Below are 20,454 nucleotides of genomic sequence, written 5' to 3'. Positions count from 1 at the left end.
TATTTTTACATTATGCAAAACCTCAATACTTTAAGTCAGTTTTCAGAAAGTTTATCAAATACGGAGCGCATGCCCATATTATTTCTTGGGCATGGAAGTCCGATGAACGCTATTGAAGAAAATGAATTTGTAATTGGTTTTAGAAACGTTGCCAAAACACTACCAAAGCCAACAGCTATTATCTGTATTTCGGCGCATTGGTTTACTAATGGAACCAAAGTTACGGCTATGGAAATGCCACAAACGATTCACGACTTTGGTGGATTTCCAAAAGCACTTTATGAAGTTCAATATCCTGCAAAAGGAAATCCTGAATTGGCTGAAGCAACCAAATTATTATTAGAACCAACTTTAGTAGCACTCGATGAAAAATGGGGTTTAGATCATGGAGCTTGGTCGGTGTTGAAGCATTTATATCCTAAAGCTGACATTCCTGTAATTCAGTTGAGCATTGACTATACCAAACCAGCACAATATCATTTTGAACTAGCACAAAAACTAAGTAAGTTACGTGACAAAGGCATTTTGATTATTGGAAGTGGAAACATTGTTCACAATTTAGGCCTTGTTGATTTTCATAATTTCCACAAAGACGATTACGGTTTTGATTGGGCAATTGAAGCCCGAAGTAAATTCAACCATCACCTTTTGGATGGTGATTTTCAATCGTTGATTGACTATGAAAAACAATCTAAAGCAATACAGTTAGCCATTCCTACTCCTGATCATTATTTGCCCCTAATTTATACTTTGGGCTTAAAACAAAAAAATGAAGAACTATCATTGTTTAATGATAAGCTATTGGCTGGTAGTTTGAGTATGACTTCAGTAAAGATTGGTTAAGAAATAGTACTCTAAACTAAATGAGGAGAACTCTAAACTAAATAAGTAGTAAACAAAACTAAATTAAGAGTTCTCTAAACTAAATAAATAGTAAGCAAAACTAAATTAGGAGTAAACAAAATTCTATAACGTTTGAACAAAACTCTGTAACGTTTAAACAAATTTAATCCCTTAAATTTAGAGAAACTAAACAACTACATTATGAACACATCAAAACTTATCGGAGCATTATTGATTATAGTCAGTATATCTATTGGTTATATTGGGCTTAATAAAATTGCTGACAACACTAAACAGATTAATTTCCTTGGACTGAAAATAGATGCCTCGAATGAATCCGGTAAACAACAAGGTTATATGTATATTGGTGCTGCGATTCTGCTTTTTGCGGGCGGAATCTATACTTTAAAATCGAAAAGTTAGTATGACTAATACTCAAACTTACCAAACTCACTTTCAATTGTAAGTTTTTTAGTTTCAGCAGCTTCTACTCTACCCACAATTTGAGCCTCAACACCGAATGATTTTGAGATTTCGATGATGTCTTGAGCAATTTCATTTGGAACATATAATTCCATTCTGTGACCACAATTGAATACTTGATACATTTCCTTCCAATCGGTTTTAGATTGTTCTTGGATCAATTTAAATAATGGTGGAACCGAAAATAGATTATCCTTTATTACATGAACATTATCTACGAAGTGTAAAACTTTAGTTTGTGCTCCACCCGAACAATGTACCATTCCGTGAATGTCTTTTGGAGTGTATTTATTTAAAATAGTTTTGATGATTGGTGCATAAGTTCTTGTTGGAGATAACACTAACTTTCCGGCATCTATTGGAGAATTTTCTACTTTGTCTGTCAGTTTTGTATTTCCTGAATAAACCAAATCAGTTGGTACTGAACTGTCAAAACTTTCCGGATATTTATCTGCTAGATATTTGGCAAAAACATCATGACGTGCTGATGTCAATCCGTTGCTTCCCATTCCACCATTATAACTTTTTTCATATTTGGTCTGACCGAAAGAAGCCAAACCAACAATCACATCTCCAGCTTTGATATTGGCATTATCGACAACATCGCTGCGTTTCATTCGGGCTGTTACGGTTGAATCTACGATTATTGTTCGCACTAAATCGCCAACATCGGCAGTTTCGCCACCAGTAGAATAAATCGTTACGCCAAAAGTTTTTAGCTCGGCAATCAATTCTTCGGTTCCGTTGATAATGGCAGAAATAACTTCACCAGGAATTAGATTTTTGTTTCTTCCGATAGTTGATGAAAGCATTATATTATCTGTCGCGCCAACGCAAAGTAAATCGTCAATATTCATAATCAATGCGTCTTGCGCAATGCCTTTCCAAACAGAAATATCGCCAGTTTCTTTCCAATATAAATAGGCTAAAGACGATTTTGTTCCGGCGCCATCAGCATGCATAATCAGACAATAATTATCATCATTAGTCAAATAATCGGGAACAATTTTACAGAAAGCTTTTGGAAATAATCCTTTGTCGATGTTTTTAATAGCGTTGTGAACATCTTCCTTGGAAGCCGAAACTCCACGAAGATTATAACGTTGACTGTTATCGGAACTCATGTGTTGTAGTTAGTTGTGTGCCGCAAAGATAGTAATTTGAATTATGAATTTGGAATTACGAATTACGTATTTCGGGAAATTATTTCTCAACAATCAGAATTTCTACACGGCGATTTTCGTCTTCTTCCTGCGCATTTTTTTCTGGGATTGGATGAATAGGTTTAGTGTTGCCGAATCCTTTGAAAGTCATACGCTTTCTATCTATTTTGTTTCGCAACAGATAACTATAGATAGCCCGTGCTCGCGATGTCGAAACATCGGCAAGGTCACCGATGGTTTGACAACAAATATGCCCTTGTATTTCAATTTTCAATTTTAGATTTTCTTCCATAGCACAACGCAGATCGATAAGTGTAGGATTGGATTTAGGGACTATACGTGCCGAATTATTAAAGAAATAAATATTGGGCAATGTGATGAGTTCACCTATTTTAGAGCTTTTTATTTTTTTTGTCAGTTCACTTTCAACGGGTAAACTTATAGGTTCGTTATAAAAAATCGTTACTTTTCTATTCTCTGCTTGAACTTTTGATTGTTTGAAATCCTTCCCAAATGCTGTTTTTTCTAAATTTTTATCGAACTTTAATCCACTTTTATCTAACAAAATCTGAACATTATCAATACGTCTTATCGCAAGTTTTTTATTGTAATCTTTGGTATCAATACTATCGCAATAGCCTAATAACTTAGTGATTTCAACATTTTTATTGTTGGCAATCCATTCGTTTATTTCTAAAATTGAAGTTGGATTCGGAAAATCTTTATTGAAATCGAAAAAGACTTCCACTTGTTTTTGTCCTAAGGATTTAAAGCAAACCAAAAAAAACAATATGATAATTTTTAATTTCATTATTTATCTACAATTAAGATTTCTACTCTACGATTGGCAGCTCTTTCCTTTTCATTTCTTTCAGGCACTTTATAAATTGGATCATTACTTCCGTATCCTTTGAAAGCCAATCTATATAAGTCAACTCCGTTTTTAGTCAAATATTTAAGAATGACCAAGGCTCTTCTATAGGATAATTTAGTGTCGTTCGGATTCGGATTGCAGCAAATATGTCCGTGTATTTCAATTACAAGTTTTGGATTATTCATCATAATATCAAGCAATTCATCTAAAAGTGGCATCGATTGATCCATTACCCTTTCTGAATTAAAATAAAAATTGATATTATTTATTCTGATTAAATCACCTTTTTTTGCTTTATAAAATTTAGATTCTAAAGTTCCCCTTTCTTCTTCTACAATTGCGTCCATATCGGCAACCTCAAACAGGTCATTTTCTACTTTATCTTCTGCTATTGCTTCTTTAACTTGCCTTTTCCCGAAAGGACCATTAGGTATTGTTTGAACATTTCTTATATCCTCATTTTTAACTGCAATCAGATTATAGAAAACTTCTACTTTCCTATTCTCGCTTTGATTTTTGGAAGATTTAAAGTCTTTACCAAATGATTTCAACTCGACTTTGTCTACAATTTTTATATTGTTATTAGTAAAAATTGCAACCATAGAATTAACTCTTCGCATAGCTAAATCTTTATTGTATTTACTGTCATCTACACTATCACAATATCCAAGAACCTTACTAATTTCGGCTGTTTTATTTTCTGAAATCCATTTATCTATTTTAATTTGTGATGCTTCATTTGGAATATCTTTATTGAAGTCAAAAAAAACATCAAGCTTATTTTGGCTAAAACCTAGTAACGAGATCAGCAAAACACAAAGTATATGTATCTTTTGCATACTAATTCTCTACAATTAAAATTTCGACTCTGCGATTAGCTGCACGTTCTTGTTCGTCTTTTTCGGGCAACGCATAAATAGGCATTGAACTTCCAAAACCTTTATAAGACAATCTATCTTTTTGAATATCATGATTCACTAAAAAATTATAAATAGCTTTGGCGCGTTGTGTTGACAAATCGGTTCTATCAATAGGCATACAACATAAATGGCCTTGAATTTCAATTTTTAGGCTTGGCTTTTTTTGCAAAACTAAAAGTAACTCATATAACTTTCCACGAGATTCATTAACAACGGCAAACGTGTTGATTACAAAATTTAGGTTTTCAATTTTGAGTTTTTCTCCGGCTTTAGAATCACCTACTTTCTTCATAAAAGTTCGGTCGAGTTTGAATTCCGATTTGGTTCCGTTTGGATTTTCGAAGACTAATTTTTCGGGATAAACTATTTCCGGTTTGGGTTCTTCTTTTACGATTTCTTTTTTAATTCCAAGGATTTCATCTTCGCGCGGCAAGTCTTTTTCTAAGATATAATAAATGATAACCCGACGATTTTCTGCCTTATTTTTGGATTGATTAAAGCTTTCCCCAAAGCTTCTAGTCTTAAAATCTTCTCTGATTTTGATTTGATTTTTGACAGCATTAAAAATACAATTTACTCGTTTTTGAGCTAAAGTATCGTTGAAGCCATTGGTTCCATCTTCATCAGTAAAGCCATGAATGGCTACAATTTTATTGCTTTTATTTTCTGAAATCCAAGTGTTTAGTTTTGTGTTTTCTTTGGTATCTAATACAAACTTATTACTGTCAAAATAGACTGTAAGTTGTTCTTGCGCCAGGCAAGTGAGCATTGAAACTAAAAAGAAAAAGAAACTGAAATATGTTTTCATAGGTTAAAAAAACAATCGAAAGTTACGCAAAATTGTTTGGAGTAATCAAATATAAAGCCAATAATATATAGAAAAAAAATACATTTTATACTAATATAGCTTTTCTCATTTTTCACAGTCATAAAAAAATCCCGTCTTGTTTTTGAACTAGACGAGATTTTATATTTGAGGCAAAATATTAAAGTTATCTTGTAAACAGTAACTCTCTGTATTTTGTTAATGTCCAAACTTCGTCATCAACCAAAAGTTCGAGTTTGTCGCAGTGCGCTCTGATTACATCAAAGTATGGTTTTACTTTATCACAATAGGATTCTGCCATTTTTTGAGCATCGGTTAAAGCGTTTGCTTTTTTGCGCGCTTCGGTCATTGCTTCGACATTAGAATTAATTCCTTCGATGTGAGCTGAGATTTCTTTGATAATTGAAATTTGTTCTTTAGCTATTTTTTCAAAAGATGCCCCGAAGATATCTTTCAATCCACGAACGTTTTCAATCAACGTATTTTGGTAACGTATTGCTGTTGGAATTACGTGATTGCGAGCAATATCTCCAAGAACTCTTCCTTCAATTTGGATTTTCTTTGTGTATTCCTCTAATTCGATTTCGTAACGCGCTTCAACTTCAACGTGATTCATCACATTCAAATCTTTGAATAAGTCTAGTGCTTTTTTAGAAACTTTAGCTTTCAAAGCCGTTGGAGTTGTTTTATGATTGCTCAATCCACGTTTTTTTGCTTCTTTTTCCCATGCTTCACTATAGCCATCACCTTCAAAAAGGATATTTTTTGTTTCTTTAATATATTCTCTTAATACATTAAAAATTGCTTCATCCTTCTTCAATCCTTTTCCATCAATTAAAGCATCCACTGCTTTTTTGAAATCTTTTAATTGTTTGGCTACAATAGAATTCAAAGTTGTCATCGCATTAGCACAGTTAGCAGATGAACCAACAGCACGGAATTCAAATTTATTTCCGGTGAAAGCAAATGGTGAAGTTCTGTTTCTATCGGTATTATCTAAAATTACTTCTGGAATTTTACCAACCACATTTAGTTTCAAATCTGTTTTTTCTTCTGGAGATAATTTCCCTTTAGTTACGCCTTCTAATTCAGCTAAAACTTTAGTTAATTGTTGTCCGATGAAAACTGAAATAATAGCTGGTGGTGCTTCATTTGCTCCTAACCTATGATCATTACTTGCTGTTGCAATGGCTGCGCGAAGCAATTCTTCATATTCTTGAACCGCTTTTATGGTATTGATAAAAAATGATAAGAATTGTAAATTACTCATTGGCGTTTTTCCCGGAGACAATAGATTTACACCTGTGTCAGTTGCCATTGACCAGTTGTTGTGTTTTCCTGAACCGTTTACGCCTTGAAAAGGTTTTTCGTGGAAAAGCACTTTAAAATCGTGACGCTCGCCTACTTTCGACATTACATCCATCAACAATGAATTATGGTCAACGGCTAAATTGGTTTCTTCAAAAATTGGCGCCAACTCAAATTGGTTTGGCGCTACTTCATTATGACGCGTTTTCACCGGAATTCCAAGTAACATACATTCTTCTTCCAACTCTCTCATATAATTCAAAGCACGTGACGGAATTGAACCAAAATAATGATCGTCTAATTGTTGCCCTTTTGCTGAAGTATGTCCTAGTAAAGTTCTACCCGTCATTACAATATCTGGACGAGAATTGGCCAAAGCAGCATCAACTAAGAAATATTCCTGTTCCCAACCTAAAGTGGCTGTTACTTTTTTAACGTTTTTATCGAAATATTTACAAACATCAGTAGCTGCTTCATCGACAGCATTTAGTGCACGTAAAAGAGGTGTTTTATAATCTAAAGCTTCACCTGTATAAGAAATAAAAACTGTTGGAATACACAAAGTTGTTCCAAAAATAAAAGCAGGAGAAGTTGGATCCCAAGCAGTATAACCACGAGCTTCGAAAGTATTTCTAATTCCGCCATTTGGGAAAGAAGAAGCATCTGGTTCTTGTTGTACTAATTGTCCGCCACCAAATTTTTCAACTGGATCAGAACCATCATAAGAAGTTTCAAAAAAGGCATCATGCTTTTCTGCAGTTGCTCCGGTTAATGGTTGAAACCAATGAGTGTAATGAGTCACACCTTTGGCAACGGCCCATTCTTTCATTCCCATTGCAATGTAATCAGCGAGTTTTCTATCTATTTTAGTTCCATACTGAACTGCATCCTTTACCCCTTTATAAGCATCTGCAGTTAAGAACTGTTTCATTGCTTTATCATTAAACACATTTGATCCAAAAAGCACTGATTTTTTGTCAGCTTCTTCAAATTTCACAGGCTTTCTACCTGATGACTCTTTTAATGCTTGAAAACGTAATGTTGCCATAAATTTAAATTTTAAATAGTTTCAATATAATTTTAAAATTAAAACACAAAAGTAGTAAAACTACAGTTGAAATTAAATCTTTGATTTTATTAAATTATATATTTTTTGAAAAATAAATGCATTTTTAGCATTTCACCCCTATAAAAAATACTCTTATGACAAAAATATTTTCTATTTTGATAATAAATACCCTAGTATATTTGGTGAATAAAAAATTATTCTATTTTTGCTTTAAGTTACAATTACAAATTAATTTATATTATTATGGCTAAGATAAAATTAGAATACCTTTGGTTAGATGGTTACGAACCAACACAAAATTTAAGAAGCAAAACTAAAGTTGAAGAACATGAAAATTTCAAAGGAACTTTAGCGGAAATTGGAAATTGGTCTTTTGATGGCTCATCTACCAAACAAGCTGATGGAGGTTCATCTGATTGTGTTTTAGTACCAGTTGCTATTTATCCAGATCCAACTCGACTAAATGGATGGTTGGTTATGACAGAAGTAATGAGTCCAGACGGAACTCCACATCCATCAAACGGAAGAGCTACTATTGATGATGATGGTGATTTCTGGTTCGGATTTGAACAAGAATATTTTATTATGGATACCAAAACTTTATTGCCTTTAGGATTCCCAATAGGCGGTTACCCTGCGCCACAAGGAATGTATTATTGTTCAGTAGGAGGTAAAAATACACACGGAAGAAAATTAGTTGAAGAGCATGCTGATTTATGTATTGCAGCTGGGCTAAACTTTGAAGGTATTAATCAGGAAGTTGCTTGTGGACAATGGGAATTCCAATTATTTGCCAAAGGAGCTAAAAAAGCTGGAGATGAAATTTGGGTTGCCCGATATATGTTAGATCGTTTAACAGAAAAATATGGTTATTATATTGAATACCATCCAAAACCTCTTGGAGACACCGATTGGAATGGATCAGGAATGCATGCTAATTTTTCAAATGAAGTATTAAGAACATGTGGTGATAAAGCTGTTTACGATAAAATATGTGAAGCTTTCCGACCAGTAGTTGAAGAGCATATTGCGGTTTATGGAGCGTATAATGACCAACGATTAACAGGTAAACACGAAACAGCTTCAATTCATGATTTCTCTTATGGTGTTTCAGACAGAGGAGCTTCAATCAGAATTCCTATAGCAACAGTACAAAGAGGATGGAAAGGCTATCTTGAAGACAGAAGACCTGCGTCTAACGGAGATCCGTACAAAATTGCTTCAAGAATTATTAAAACGGTAAAATCTGCATTATAAAATTTTTGTTTGTTTAGTAAAAAGTGTTGTCTTAAATGATGGCACTTTTTTTTTGCTTAAAACCTAAAGAATATCTTTATTTAAATTTCAGTCAAATTATAAAAATCAAAAAGTATCTTTGGTAATCTGTAAATTTTTTGTTCTATGATTGTTTGGATTTCTTTTGTAGCTCTTATTATATTATTTCTTGCATTAGATTTAGGTGTTTTTAATAAAACTCCACATATTATTAGTTCAAGAGAAGCTGGAATCTGGACAGGTGTTTGGGTTACACTTTCTTTTGCTTTTTCAGGAGTTGTAAACTGGTTGTACAGCACAAACTATATTGCTAATCCAACAGGCATTAAACCTGCTGTTGCAACCATAAAGTACATAACTGGTTATCTTATAGAACTATCATTAAGCATTGATAATATCTTTATCATAGCTGTGATTTTTGCTTCATTTAAAATCCCTCAAAAGTATCAGCATCGGGTTTTATTTTGGGGAATATTAGGCGCTGTCATTTTCAGAGGATTGATGATTTTCTTTGGTGTTATATTGATAAACAAATTCAGTTGGATGACTTATTTGTTTGGAGGCTTTTTACTTTTTACCGCTTTTAAGATGTTATTCAAAAAAGAGGAAGAAGAATTTGACCCTAAAAAATCTTTGGTTTATAGAATAATAGGTAAAGTTATCCCTATCACGAGTCATACTGATAAAGAACATTTTTTTACAAAAATCGACAACATCAATTATGCTACACCTCTTTTTGTTGCATTGTTGGTAATTGAAGTTATGGACATGCTTTTTGCTTTAGATAGTGTACCTGCTATTTTGGCTATAACTTCTGATCCGTTTTTGGTTTTTAGTTCGAATATTTTTGCTATTCTCGGATTGCGATCTATGTATTTCTTTTTGGCTAATATGATCGAAAAATTTAGTTATCTTGAATATAGCTTGATTGCCATTTTATCTTTTGTTGGTATTAAAATGTTAGTGGTTCATTTTTATAAATTTCCAGAATGGATTTCGTTGAGTTTTATTGCTATGTCGCTTTTAATTGGAATAATAGTTTCTTTAAAATTAGATAAGACCGAATGATATTATTTCTTCTATTTACAGATTAATCTATTTATCAGTAAATATATTGAGTGATTATTTGATAAAATAAATCTTGATTTCGGTTAAAATTTCATTAAGGCATATATACTTTATTTCAAATCGATTAATAAAATCTGACTTTTGTATTTTACTAAGCAATATAAATTTATTAACTATTAGCTTTTAATAAACAATTATTTTTACCACTAATTATTTAAAACACAAAAGCCCTTTCATTGCTGAAAGGGCTTTTATTATAAAACTATTTTAAAAGATTATCTTTTAATTACTCGTAATGTTTTCACTTCAGTTCCTTGAGTAACAATTACATTGTAAACTCCAGAAGCAAAGCGATCCCCAACTTGTAATCCTGATACTTCCTCTGCATTAACCTCACGTTGTTCGATTAATTTTCCAGTCATATCATAAATAGCTACACCTACTTTATCTTCAGTAGAAGTTACTAAATCTAAGTTGAAGTTTTCACTAAATGGATTTGGATAAGCTTTTACAGACATTGCTGTTTTAACTCCACCTTCAGCTATTTTACTACAAGATGAGCTTCTAGTTATTGTGAATGATGCACAAACGCTATCAGAATTACAGTTTCCTGTGATACTATAAGTTACTCTTACAGTTCCTCCATTAGCCCAACTTGGTGCTACTCTACAATCCCCACTAAATACTGCAGTTGCTCCACATCCTGAACTCACTGTTGTGAATTGTGCTAACCAATTAGCAAATGCACAATTAACTGCATATTGACTACAGTAGTTAGTAGCAGGATAACTTACACTTCCTGGTCCTGAAACGTCTACACCACCACCTGCGGTTACTGTAAATCGTTTAGTACAAGTATAAACACTAGCTTGAGATGTTGTTCCACCACATGTAATGGTTTGACCACAAGTATTGTTTGATCTGTATGTCCAAGTAACATCTACATATCCTCCACATGCTGATGGTGCAGCTGATGGCGCATTGTTGGTCAATGTTCCTGAACTACATCCACCGCTTACAGTTGTTGAAGCTAAGAATGAATTCCATGCACAATTAACTTGAGCTTGAGAGCTACATGCTGGTAAACATACATTATTTCCACAATTAAACGTTACTGCTGGTGCAGCTTCTACTGTGAAACGTTTAGTACAAGTTTGTGTTCCAGTAGTTGAAGTTTGACCTCCACAAGTCACTGGTTGACCACAAGTACTGTTTGTTCTGTATGTCCATGTTACATCTACATATCCACCACATGTTGATGGTGGAGTTGATGGTGCATTGTTTGTCAATGTCCCTGTGCTACATCCACCACTTACTGTAGTTGATGCTAAGAATGCTGTCCATGCACAATTAACTTGAGCTTGAGTACTACATGAAGCTACTGTTTTATCGGTTCCACAGCTAAATGTTACTGCTGGTGCAGCTTCTACTGTGAAACGTTTAGTACAAGTTTGTGTTCCAGTAGTTGAAGTTTGACCTCCACAAGTTACTGGTTGACCACAAGTACTATTTGTTCTATATGTCCATGTCACATCTACATATCCTCCACATGCTGCTGGTGGATTAGCTGGTGCATTGTTTGTCAATGTTCCAGTAGTACATCCGCCACTTACTGTAGTTGAAGCTAAGAATGAAGCCCAAGTCGCATTTATTTGTGCTTGTGAACTACAAGATGGAACTCTAACATCGGTTGCACAATTTAAGGTTGCAGGTGTTGGAGCTTCTACTGTGAAACGTTTAGTACAAGTTTGTGTTCCAGTAGTTGAAGTTTGACCTCCACAAGTTACTGGTTGACCACAAGTACTGTTGGTTCTGTATGTCCATGTTACATCTACATATCCTCCACATGCTGTTGGTGGATTTGCTGGTGCATTATTTGTCAATGTTCCAGTACTACATCCTCCACTTACTGTAGTTGAAGCTAGGAATGAAGCCCATGTCGCATTTATTTGTGTTTGTGAACTACAAGATGGTACTCTAACATCGGTTGCACAGCTTAATGTTGCAGGTGTTGCAGCTTCTACTGTGAAACGTTTAGTACAAGTTTGTGTTCCAGTAGTTGAAGTTTGACCTCCACAAGTTACTGGTTGACCACAAGTACTATTTGTTCTATATGTCCATGTCACATCTACATATCCTCCACATGTTGCTGGTGGTGCAGTTGGCGCATTATTTGTCAATGTTCCAGAACTACATCCTCCACTTACTGTAGTTGAAGCTAAGAATGAAGCCCATGCTGCATTTACTTGCGCTTGAGTACTACAAGATGCTACTATCATATTATTTCCACAATTAAGTGTTGCAGCTGGTGCAGCCTCAACTGTAAATCGTTTAGTACATGACACTGAGTTAGTAGCTCCGCTTCCACAACCTGATTGTTGTCCGCATACACTAACCGTATAAGTCCAAGTAACATCTACATATCCTCCACATGTTGAAGGAGCAGTAGCTGAAGTTCTAGTTAATACTCCATTACATCCACCTGAGGCAGTTGTTGAAGATAAGAATGAATTCCATGCTGTTGTTACTTGCGCTTGTGTGCTACAAGCCGGAACTCTTATATCTGTTCCGCAGTTAAATGCCACTTGAGATGGCGCAGCAACTGTAAATCGCTTGGTACATGATTGTGTTGAAGCTTGTCCACCACATGCAGTTGTTGTATAAGTCCAAGTAACGTCTACATATCCTCCACATGCTGATGGTGCAGTACAAGTACTTCTTGTCAATACTCCATTACATCCACCACTTGCTGTAGTTGATGTTAAGAATGAATTCCATGCTGCAGTTACTTGAGCTTGTGTGCTACATGCTGGTACAATCTTATCTGTACCACAGTTGAATACAACTGGTGCTGTTGCAGCTACAGTAAATCGCTTAGTACATGTTAATGAATTACCTGTTCCACAACCTGATTGTTGTCCACATGAAGCTACTGTATAAGTCCAAGTAACATCTACATATCCTCCACATGATGGTGGAACAGTAGCTGAAGTTCTTGTTAATACACCTCCACATCCACCACTTGCAGTAGTTGATGCTAAGAATGAATTCCATGCTGTAGTTATTTGGGCTTGTGTACTACAAGCTGGCACTGTTATATCAGTTCCACATCTGAATGAAACTGGTGATGGTGCTGCTACTGTGAATCGTCTTGTACATGATTGTGAATTTGTACTTCCACAACCTGATTGCTGACCACATGAACCTACAGTGTATGTCCAAGTTACATCAACATAACCTCCACACAATGATGGTGGGCTGCATTGAGTTCTTGTTAATACACCTCCACAACCACCTGTTGCAGTTGTTGAAGATAAGAATGAATTCCATGCTGCTGTTAATTGAGCTTGTGTGCTACATGCTGGCAATACAAAATTAGAACCACAAGTTAAAGTTACTGGCGCAGGTGCCGCAACTGTAAATCGTTTTGTACAATGTACTGAATTAGTACTTCCACATCCTGATTGTTGACCACAACCACTTACTGTATAAGTCCATGTAACATCTACATATCCTCCACACAATGATGGTGCAGTACAAGAAGTTCTTGTTAACACACCATTACATCCACCTGAAGCAGTTGTAGAAGATAAGAAAGAATTCCATGCTGCAGTTAATTGAGCTTGTGTGCTACATGCAGGTAATATTACATCAGGACCACAAGTTATCACTACTGGTGCAGGTGCTGTAACTGTAAATCGCTTAGTACAACTATAAGTACTTCCTTGTGGAGTTTGTCCACCACTACAGTTTAAAAATTGTAAATCAGTATTTCCATTATCAAAATTTTCATTGATAGCTGTAGCAACTGCATTAATATCTGACACTGAATATTGTGAAGAACAACCTCCAATAATATTATTTGCTAATTGTAAAAAGCTAGATACTGTCATACCTGCAAAAGTACCAGACTTGATAGTTAATGAACCTAAACTTGAACTACTAGTTGAGAAGTTAGAATCATAAGCATCAAAACCAAGAGATAATGTAAGTGCAATCAATTGAGATGATAACACACCTTTAGAAGTAGTTGGATTCACAGCCCCTGTCGTAAGAACTGCTGCTGGTCCACCTGCAGGTAAATAATTTTGAATTGCTGATGATGATGTAAAACTAAGTTTATTGTTTCCACATCCGATAGCTAAGCCGTTTGGAAAAGCTGCAGTAAAATTACTATCTCTATAACATCCTGGATTACCTCCATTACAACTTGTTCCCCAACCTCCAATAGTGAAAGTTTTAAATTGTCCTTGACAACCTTCAGTTTGTCCACATGGATTACTTGCGTTATATATCCAAGTAACATCTACATATCCTCCACATGCTGATGGTGCATTAGCTGGTGCATTGTTTGTTAATGTTCCAATACCACATCCTCCACTTGCTGTAGTTGAAGCCAAGAATGAAGTCCATGCTGCATTTACTTGAGCTTGTGTACTACATGCTGGTACTGTTTTGTCAGATCCACATTCGAATACAACTTGAGGTGTAGCCGTTACTGTAAATCGTTTAGTACATGCTTGTGATTGTCCACAACCAGTTACATTGTATGTCCAAGTAACATCTACATATCCTCCACAAGCTGATGGTGCATTAGCTGGTGCATTGTTTGTCAATGTTCCGTTACCGCATCCACCACTTGCTGTAGTTGAATTCAAGAATGAAGTCCATGCTGCATTTACTTGAGCTTGTGTACTACATGCTGGTACTGTTTTATCAGATCCACAAGTAAAAGTTACTGTTGGCGTAGGTGTAATTGTAAAAGTTGAATTTACACTATCTTGACTACAATTATCTGAAATACTATAGATTAATGAAACACTTCCTCCAACACACAATCTTGGTGCTTGGAATTCAGTTAAGTTGAAGTGTGCTGTTGCATCACATCCTGCATTAACTGTTTGGAACTGTGCCAACCATTCTGCAAACGCTGTATCAACAGCTGCTTGGTCTGCATAAGCACATGAACTAGTTGAACTAGTTGTTGGTCCTGTTACTTTAACTGGTGTTGATGGTGTAATTGTAAAGGTAGCACTTGCGCTATCTTGACTACAGTTGTCTGATATACTATAGATTAATGAAACACTTCCTCCAACACACAATCTTGGTGCTTGGAATTCAGTTAAGTTGAAGTGTGCTGTTGCATCACATCCTGCATTAACTGTTTGGAACTGTGCCAACCATTCTGCAAACGCTGTATCAACAGCTGCTTGGTCTGCATAAGCACATGAACTAGTTGAACTAGTTGTTGGTCCTGTTACTTTAACTGGTGTTGATGGTGTAATTGTAAAGGTAGCACTTGCGCTATCTTGACTACAATTATCTGAAATACTATAGATTAATGAAACACTTCCTCCAACACACAATCTTGGTGCTTGGAATTCAGTTAAATTGAAGTGTGCTGTTGCATCACATCCTGCATTTACAGTTACGAATTGAGCAACCCATGCATCAAACGCTGCATCTACAGCTGCTTGGTTTTCATAAGAACATGAACTAGTTGAACTAATAGCTGGCCCTGTTACTTTAACTGGTGTTGATGGTGTAATTGTAAAGGTTGAACTTACACTATCTTGACTACAGTTGTCTGAAATACTATATGTTAATGCTACACTTCCTCCAACACACAATCTTGGTGCTTGGAATTCAGTTAAATTGAAGTGTGCTGTTGCATCACATCCTGCATTTACAGTTACGAATTGAGCAACCCATGCATCAAACGCTGCATCTACAGCTGCTTGGTTTTCATAATAACATGAACTAGTTGAACTAATAGCTGGCCCTGTTACTTTAACTGGTGTTGATGGTGTAATTGTAAAGGTTGAACTTACACTATCTTGACTACAGTTGTCTGAAATACTATATGTTAATGCTACGCTTCCTCCAACACACAATCTTGGTGCTTGGAATTCAGTTAAATTGAAGTGTGCTGTTGCATCACATCCTGCATTAACTGTTTGGAACTGTGCCAACCATTCTGCAAACGCTGTATCAACAGCTGCTTGGTCTGCATAAGCACATGAACTAGTTGAACTAGTTGTTGGTCCTGTTACATCAACTGGTGTTGATGGTGTAATTGTAAAGGTAGCACTTGCGCTATCTTGACTACAATTATCTGAAATACTATAGATTAATGAAACACTTCCTCCAACACACAATCTTGGTGCTTGGAATTCAGTTAAATTGAAGTGTGCTGTTGCATCACATCCTGCATTAACTGTTTGGAACTGTGCCAACCATTCTGCAAACGCTGTATCAACAGTTGCTTGGTCTGCATAAGCACATGAACTAGTTGAACTAGTCGTTGGTCCTGTTACATCAACTGGTGTTGATGGTGTAATTGTAAAGGTAGCACTTGCGCTATCTTGACTACAGTTGTCTGATATACTATAGATTAATGAAACACTTCCTCCAACACACAATCTTGGTGCTTGGAATTCAGTTAAATTGAAGTGTGCTGTTGCATCACATCCTGCATTAACTGTTTGGAACTGTGCCAACCATTCTGCAAACGCTGTATCAACAGCTGCTTGGTCTGCATAAGCACATGAACTAGTTGAACTAGTTGTTGGTCCTGTTACATCAACTGGTGTTGATGGTGTAATTGTAAAGGTAGCACTTGCGCTATCTTGACTACAATTATCTGAAATACTATAGATTAATGAAACACTTCCTCCAACACACAATCTTGGTGCTTGGAATTCAGTTAAATTGAAGTGTGCTGTTGCATCACATCCTGCATTAACTGTTTGGAACTGTGCCAACCATTCTGCAAACGCTGTATCAACAGCTGCTTGGTCTGCATAAGCACATGAACTAGTTGAACTAGTCGTTGGTCCTGTTACATCAACTGGTGTTGATGGTGTAATTGTAAAGGTTGATCTTACACTATCTTGCGTACAATGATCAGAGTAAGAATATGTCAAAGCAATGCTTCCACCTATGCACAATCTTGGTGCTTGAAATTCAGTTAGACTGAAACTTCCTTGATTATCAGTAGGAGAATTACAACCTACATTAGTCACTGCAAATTGAGCTAACCATGCTGCAAAAGCTGCATCTACAGCATCTTGGTTTGCATAAGCACATGAACTAGTTGAGCTGATAGCTGGTCCTGTTACATGTACTGGTGCTCCAGGCACAATTGTGAACGTTCCTATGTGTGTTGTTGTTTCGTAACATCTATCAGTTACTATGTAAGTAACTGTTGTTGTACCACCACAATAAGAAGGTGCTGCTGGTGTTCCAATAAAACTTCCGTTAGGATTAAGTCCTCCGCTAACACCAAACTGATTTAACCATGCAGTAAATGATGCATCAGCTTCAGCTTGCGTTGGATAAGCACAAGAACTAGTAGAACTATTAATTGGATTTGGTGTTGCTACAACTACAGTAGGAGGTCCTGTTATAACAAATGTTGCAGATACAATAACTGGTCCATCGTGGCAATAATCATTTACCGTATAAGTAACTGTTCTTGTTCCTCCACAATATGGCGGTGCTGTTGGTTCTCCATAGCTTCCAGATGGATTACATCCACCATTGAAATTAAATCCTGCTAACCAAGCCAAGAATGCTGCATCAGCATCAGCTTGATTTGTATATGAATTAGAACTATATACAGGAGCGTTTACAACTAATGTTGCAGGCGCTGGAACTGTATATGTAACCTGACATGTTGTTGTCAATGGAGCGCATAAACTAGTATAAGTAAATGTTACAGTTGTTGAGCCACCACAAGCTGATGGAGCACCTGTATTGTTATTTGTTAAAACTCCATTACATCCACCTGTTGCTGTTGCTGTTTCTAACCAACTAGCGAAATCACTATTAATCGCTGCTTGGGTTAAACATGCTTCAGTTCTTTTATTTGTTGGACATGTTAACACAACTGTTGGTGAAGCTGGAACTGTATATGTTGCCTGACATGTTGTTGTCAATGGAGCACATGTACTTGTATAAGTAAAGGTAACTGTACTTGATCCTCCACAATTAGATGGAGCGCCTTGACTGTTATTTGTTAAATTACCATTACATCCGCCTACTGCTGTTGCTGTTGCTAACCAATTAGCGTAATCACTATTAATCGCTGCTTGGGTTAAACATGCTTCAGTTCTTTTATTTGTTGGACATGTTAACACAACTGTTGGTGAAGCTGGAACTGTATATGTAGCTTGACAAGTTGTTGTCAATGGAGCGCATGAACTAGTATAAGTAAATGTTACAGTTGTTGAACCACCACAAGCTGATGGAGCACCTGTATTGTTATTTCTTAAAACTCCATTACATCCGCCTGTTGCTGTTGCTGTTGCTAACCAACTAGCGAAATCACTATTAATTGCTGCTTGTGTTAAACATGCTTCAGTTCTTTTATTTGTTGGACATGTTAACACAACTTCTGGTGAAGCTGGAACTGTATATGTTGCCTGACATGTTGTTGTCAATGGAGCACATGTACTTGTATAAGTAAAGGTAACTGTACTTGACCCTCCACAATTAGATGGAGCGCCTTGACTGTTATTTGTTAAATTACCATTACATCCGCCTACTGCTGTTGCTGTTGCTAACCAATTAGCGTAATCACTATTAATCGCTGCTTGGGTTAAACATGCTTCAGTTCTTTTATTTGTTGGACATGTTAACACAACTTCTGGTGAAGCTGGAACTGTATATGTTGCCTGACATGTTGTTGTCAATGGAGCACATGTACTTGTATAAGTAAAGGTAACTGTACTTGACCCTCCACAATTAGATGGAGCGCCTTGACTGTTATTTGTTAAATTACCATTACATCCGCCTACTGCTGTTGCTGTTGCTAACCAATTAGCGTAATCACTATTAATCGCTGCTTGGGTTAAACATGCTTCAGTTCTTTTATTTGTTGGACATGTTAACACAACTGTTGGTGAAGCTGGAACTGTATATGTTGCCTGACATGTTGTTGTCAATGGAGCACATGTACTTGTATAAGTAAAGGTAACTGTACTTGATCCTCCACAATTAGATGGAGCGCCTTGACTGTTATTTGTTAAATTACCATTACATCCGCCTACTGCTGTTGCTGTTGCTAACCAATTAGCGTAATCACTATTAATCGCTGCTTGGGTTAAACATGCTTCAGTTCTTTTATTTGTTGGACATGTTAACACAACTGTTGGTGAAGCTGGAACTGTATATGTTGCCTGACATGTTGTTGTCAATGGAGCACATGTACTTGTATAAGTAAAGGTAACTGTACTTGATCCTCCACAATTAGATGGAGCGCCTTGACTGTTATTTGTTAAATTACCATTACATCCGCCTACTGCTGTTGCTGTTGCTAACCAATTAGCGTAATCACTATTAATCGCTGCTTGGGTTAAACATGCTTCAGTTCTTTTATTTGTTGGACATGTTAACACAACTGTTGGTGAAGCTGGAACTGTATATGTAGCTTGACAAGTTGTTGTCAATGGAGCGCATGAACTAGTATAAGTAAATGTTACAGTTGTTGAACCACCACAAGCTGATGGAGCACCTGTATTGTTATTTCTTAAAACTCCATTACATCCGCCTGTTGCTGTTGCTGTTGCTAACCAACTAGCGAAATCACTATTAATTGCTGCTTGTGTTAAACATGCTTCAGTTCTTTTATTTGTTGGGCATGTTAACACAACTGTTGGTGAAGGTGGAACCGTAAATGTACTTGAACAAATTACTGGTTCTTGTGTACAATTTTCTGTGCCAGTCCATGTAACAGTAGTAGATCCACCGCACGCAGAAGGTGCTGTTGGATTTAATGGTGATCTAGTTACAACTCTATTAGTTCCTCCAGAAGCACTAAAGGTCAATAACCATGCATTAAAGGCCGAATTAACAGCATCCTGTGTTAAACATGCTGTTGTTGTCGTTTCTATAGGACAGCTTAATACAACTGGATTAAATGCTGGTTGAGTAATTGTTTGTTGGGTTGTTGTAATACACCCTTCAGCAGATTCTACATTAACTATGTAAGTAATTCCAACTTCGCTTCCTGGAAGATTTGGAAATGTTGCTGGTGTATTAATTAAACCTGTTGACACACCACTTGGAAAAGCTGCATTAGGCAAAAGAGTGTAAGTGTAGAACCCAATGTCAGAAAATGAACCTACTGCAGTAAGAGTTGATAATTGACCATAACATAAAATAGGAGAGTATGATGATGTAGCAGCTACTTTAGAAATAGATACTGATTTACTACACTCACAAAATGTGTTTGGAGAACTTGAACTGTTAGTTACAATCAATTGTAAATTAAACTCAGGAGTTCCTGAACCAGGAAAAACTACTAAAGTTTGAGTTGTTCTATTTGTTGTTGGATTGTAAATTACATTTCCTTTAGATCTAATTGAAGCTCCTGAAGTATTGGTTGGAAATGAATAAACAAAGTTTAAGTTATTGTTTGGTGCAGAAAGATTTGGCGCTCCACTTCTTGCTACTTCTATATTGATAATGATATCACCTGAAGTATCTAAAGGATTTGCGACAGCACAACCTTCAAGTGGCCCAATAAGATTACAAGAAGGAACTAAAGTACCTTGTGCTGAAACTCCTTGTAAAAAGGATGCCATAAATAGTAAGAATACTAAAAATAATTTAGTATTTCC

General features: G+C 36.0%; 10 protein-coding genes. 4 read left to right on the top strand and 6 right to left on the bottom strand.

Features of this window, described 5'->3' with window-relative positions:
- Positions 1 to 12 precede the first annotated feature (12 nt).
- Positions 13 to 843, top strand: a complete 831-nt coding sequence (gene ygiD / locus QWY90_RS04570; protein WP_290284680.1) for a 4,5-DOPA-extradiol-dioxygenase — start codon at positions 13 to 15, stop codon at positions 841 to 843.
- A 201-nt stretch (positions 844 to 1,044) separates the two neighbouring features.
- Positions 1,045 to 1,266 (top strand): hypothetical protein, encoded by a 222-nt coding sequence (locus QWY90_RS04565; RefSeq protein WP_290284679.1) that lies wholly within the window; start codon positions 1,045 to 1,047, stop codon positions 1,264 to 1,266.
- A gap of 5 nt (positions 1,267 to 1,271) precedes the next feature.
- Here the strand turns inward: QWY90_RS04565 and QWY90_RS04560 are convergent, their stop codons facing one another.
- From QWY90_RS04560 to QWY90_RS04540, 5 genes are all read right to left on the bottom strand, one after another.
- Positions 1,272 to 2,450: an AIR synthase related protein gene (locus QWY90_RS04560; RefSeq protein ID WP_290284678.1), complete on the bottom strand. Its 1,179-nt coding sequence runs from the start codon at positions 2,448 to 2,450 to the stop codon at positions 1,272 to 1,274.
- 79 nt (positions 2,451 to 2,529) lie between these two features.
- Positions 2,530 to 3,300 carry an OmpA family protein gene (locus QWY90_RS04555; protein WP_290284677.1) on the bottom strand — a complete coding sequence of 257 codons (771 nt, stop codon included), beginning with the start codon at positions 3,298 to 3,300 and terminating at the stop codon, positions 2,530 to 2,532.
- Positions 3,300 to 4,175: an OmpA family protein gene (locus QWY90_RS04550; RefSeq protein WP_290284676.1), complete on the bottom strand. Its 876-nt coding sequence runs from the start codon at positions 4,173 to 4,175 to the stop codon at positions 3,300 to 3,302. The genes QWY90_RS04555 and QWY90_RS04550 overlap by 1 nt, the downstream gene beginning before the upstream one ends.
- Positions 4,176 to 4,203: 28 nt before the next feature.
- Positions 4,204 to 5,091, bottom strand: a complete 888-nt coding sequence (locus QWY90_RS04545; protein WP_290284675.1) for an OmpA family protein — start codon at positions 5,089 to 5,091, stop codon at positions 4,204 to 4,206.
- Between the two features lie 184 nt (positions 5,092 to 5,275).
- Positions 5,276 to 7,465: a glutamine synthetase III family protein gene (locus QWY90_RS04540; RefSeq protein WP_290284674.1), complete on the bottom strand. Its 2,190-nt coding sequence runs from the start codon at positions 7,463 to 7,465 to the stop codon at positions 5,276 to 5,278.
- A 264-nt stretch (positions 7,466 to 7,729) separates the two neighbouring features.
- On the opposite strand from QWY90_RS04540, the gene QWY90_RS04535 reads away from it, so the two are divergent.
- Positions 7,730 to 8,743, top strand: a complete 1,014-nt coding sequence (locus tag QWY90_RS04535) for a glutamine synthetase beta-grasp domain-containing protein (protein WP_290284673.1) — start codon at positions 7,730 to 7,732, stop codon at positions 8,741 to 8,743.
- Between the two features lie 144 nt (positions 8,744 to 8,887).
- Positions 8,888 to 9,829: a TerC family protein gene (locus QWY90_RS04530; protein WP_290284672.1), complete on the top strand. Its 942-nt coding sequence runs from the start codon at positions 8,888 to 8,890 to the stop codon at positions 9,827 to 9,829.
- A gap of 275 nt (positions 9,830 to 10,104) precedes the next feature.
- Here the strand turns inward: QWY90_RS04530 and QWY90_RS04525 are convergent, their stop codons facing one another.
- The gene (locus tag QWY90_RS04525; RefSeq protein WP_290284671.1) at positions 10,105 to 20,418 is read right to left on the bottom strand and encodes a T9SS type A sorting domain-containing protein; all 10,314 of its coding nucleotides are present in this window, start codon (positions 20,416 to 20,418) and stop codon (positions 10,105 to 10,107) included.
- Positions 20,419 to 20,454: the final 36 nt, after the last annotated feature.

The sequence above is a fragment of the Flavobacterium paronense genome (assembly GCF_030409795.1).
GTDB classification, from domain to species: domain Bacteria; phylum Bacteroidota; class Bacteroidia; order Flavobacteriales; family Flavobacteriaceae; genus Flavobacterium; species Flavobacterium paronense.
The sequence above is the reverse complement of the archived record's forward strand: the minus strand, read 5'-3'. Positions and strand labels throughout refer to the sequence as shown.

Excerpts from the sequence above, each read along its gene's own strand:
- ygiD (WP_290284680.1), top strand. The coding sequence starts at position 13 with ATGCAAAACCTCAATACTTTAAGTCAGTTTTCAGAAAGTTTATCAAAT.
- QWY90_RS04565 (WP_290284679.1), top strand. The coding sequence starts at position 1,045 with ATGAACACATCAAAACTTATCGGAGCATTATTGATTATAGTCAGTATA.
- QWY90_RS04560 (WP_290284678.1), bottom strand. The coding sequence starts at position 2,450 with ATGAGTTCCGATAACAGTCAACGTTATAATCTTCGTGGAGTTTCGGCT.
- QWY90_RS04555 (WP_290284677.1), bottom strand. The coding sequence starts at position 3,300 with ATGAAATTAAAAATTATCATATTGTTTTTTTTGGTTTGCTTTAAATCC.
- QWY90_RS04545 (WP_290284675.1), bottom strand. The coding sequence starts at position 5,091 with ATGAAAACATATTTCAGTTTCTTTTTCTTTTTAGTTTCAATGCTCACT.
- QWY90_RS04540 (WP_290284674.1), bottom strand. The coding sequence starts at position 7,465 with ATGGCAACATTACGTTTTCAAGCATTAAAAGAGTCATCAGGTAGAAAG.
- QWY90_RS04535 (WP_290284673.1), top strand. The coding sequence starts at position 7,730 with ATGGCTAAGATAAAATTAGAATACCTTTGGTTAGATGGTTACGAACCA.
- QWY90_RS04530 (WP_290284672.1), top strand. The coding sequence starts at position 8,888 with ATGATTGTTTGGATTTCTTTTGTAGCTCTTATTATATTATTTCTTGCA.
- QWY90_RS04525 (WP_290284671.1), bottom strand. The coding sequence starts at position 20,418 with ATGGCATCCTTTTTACAAGGAGTTTCAGCACAAGGTACTTTAGTTCCT.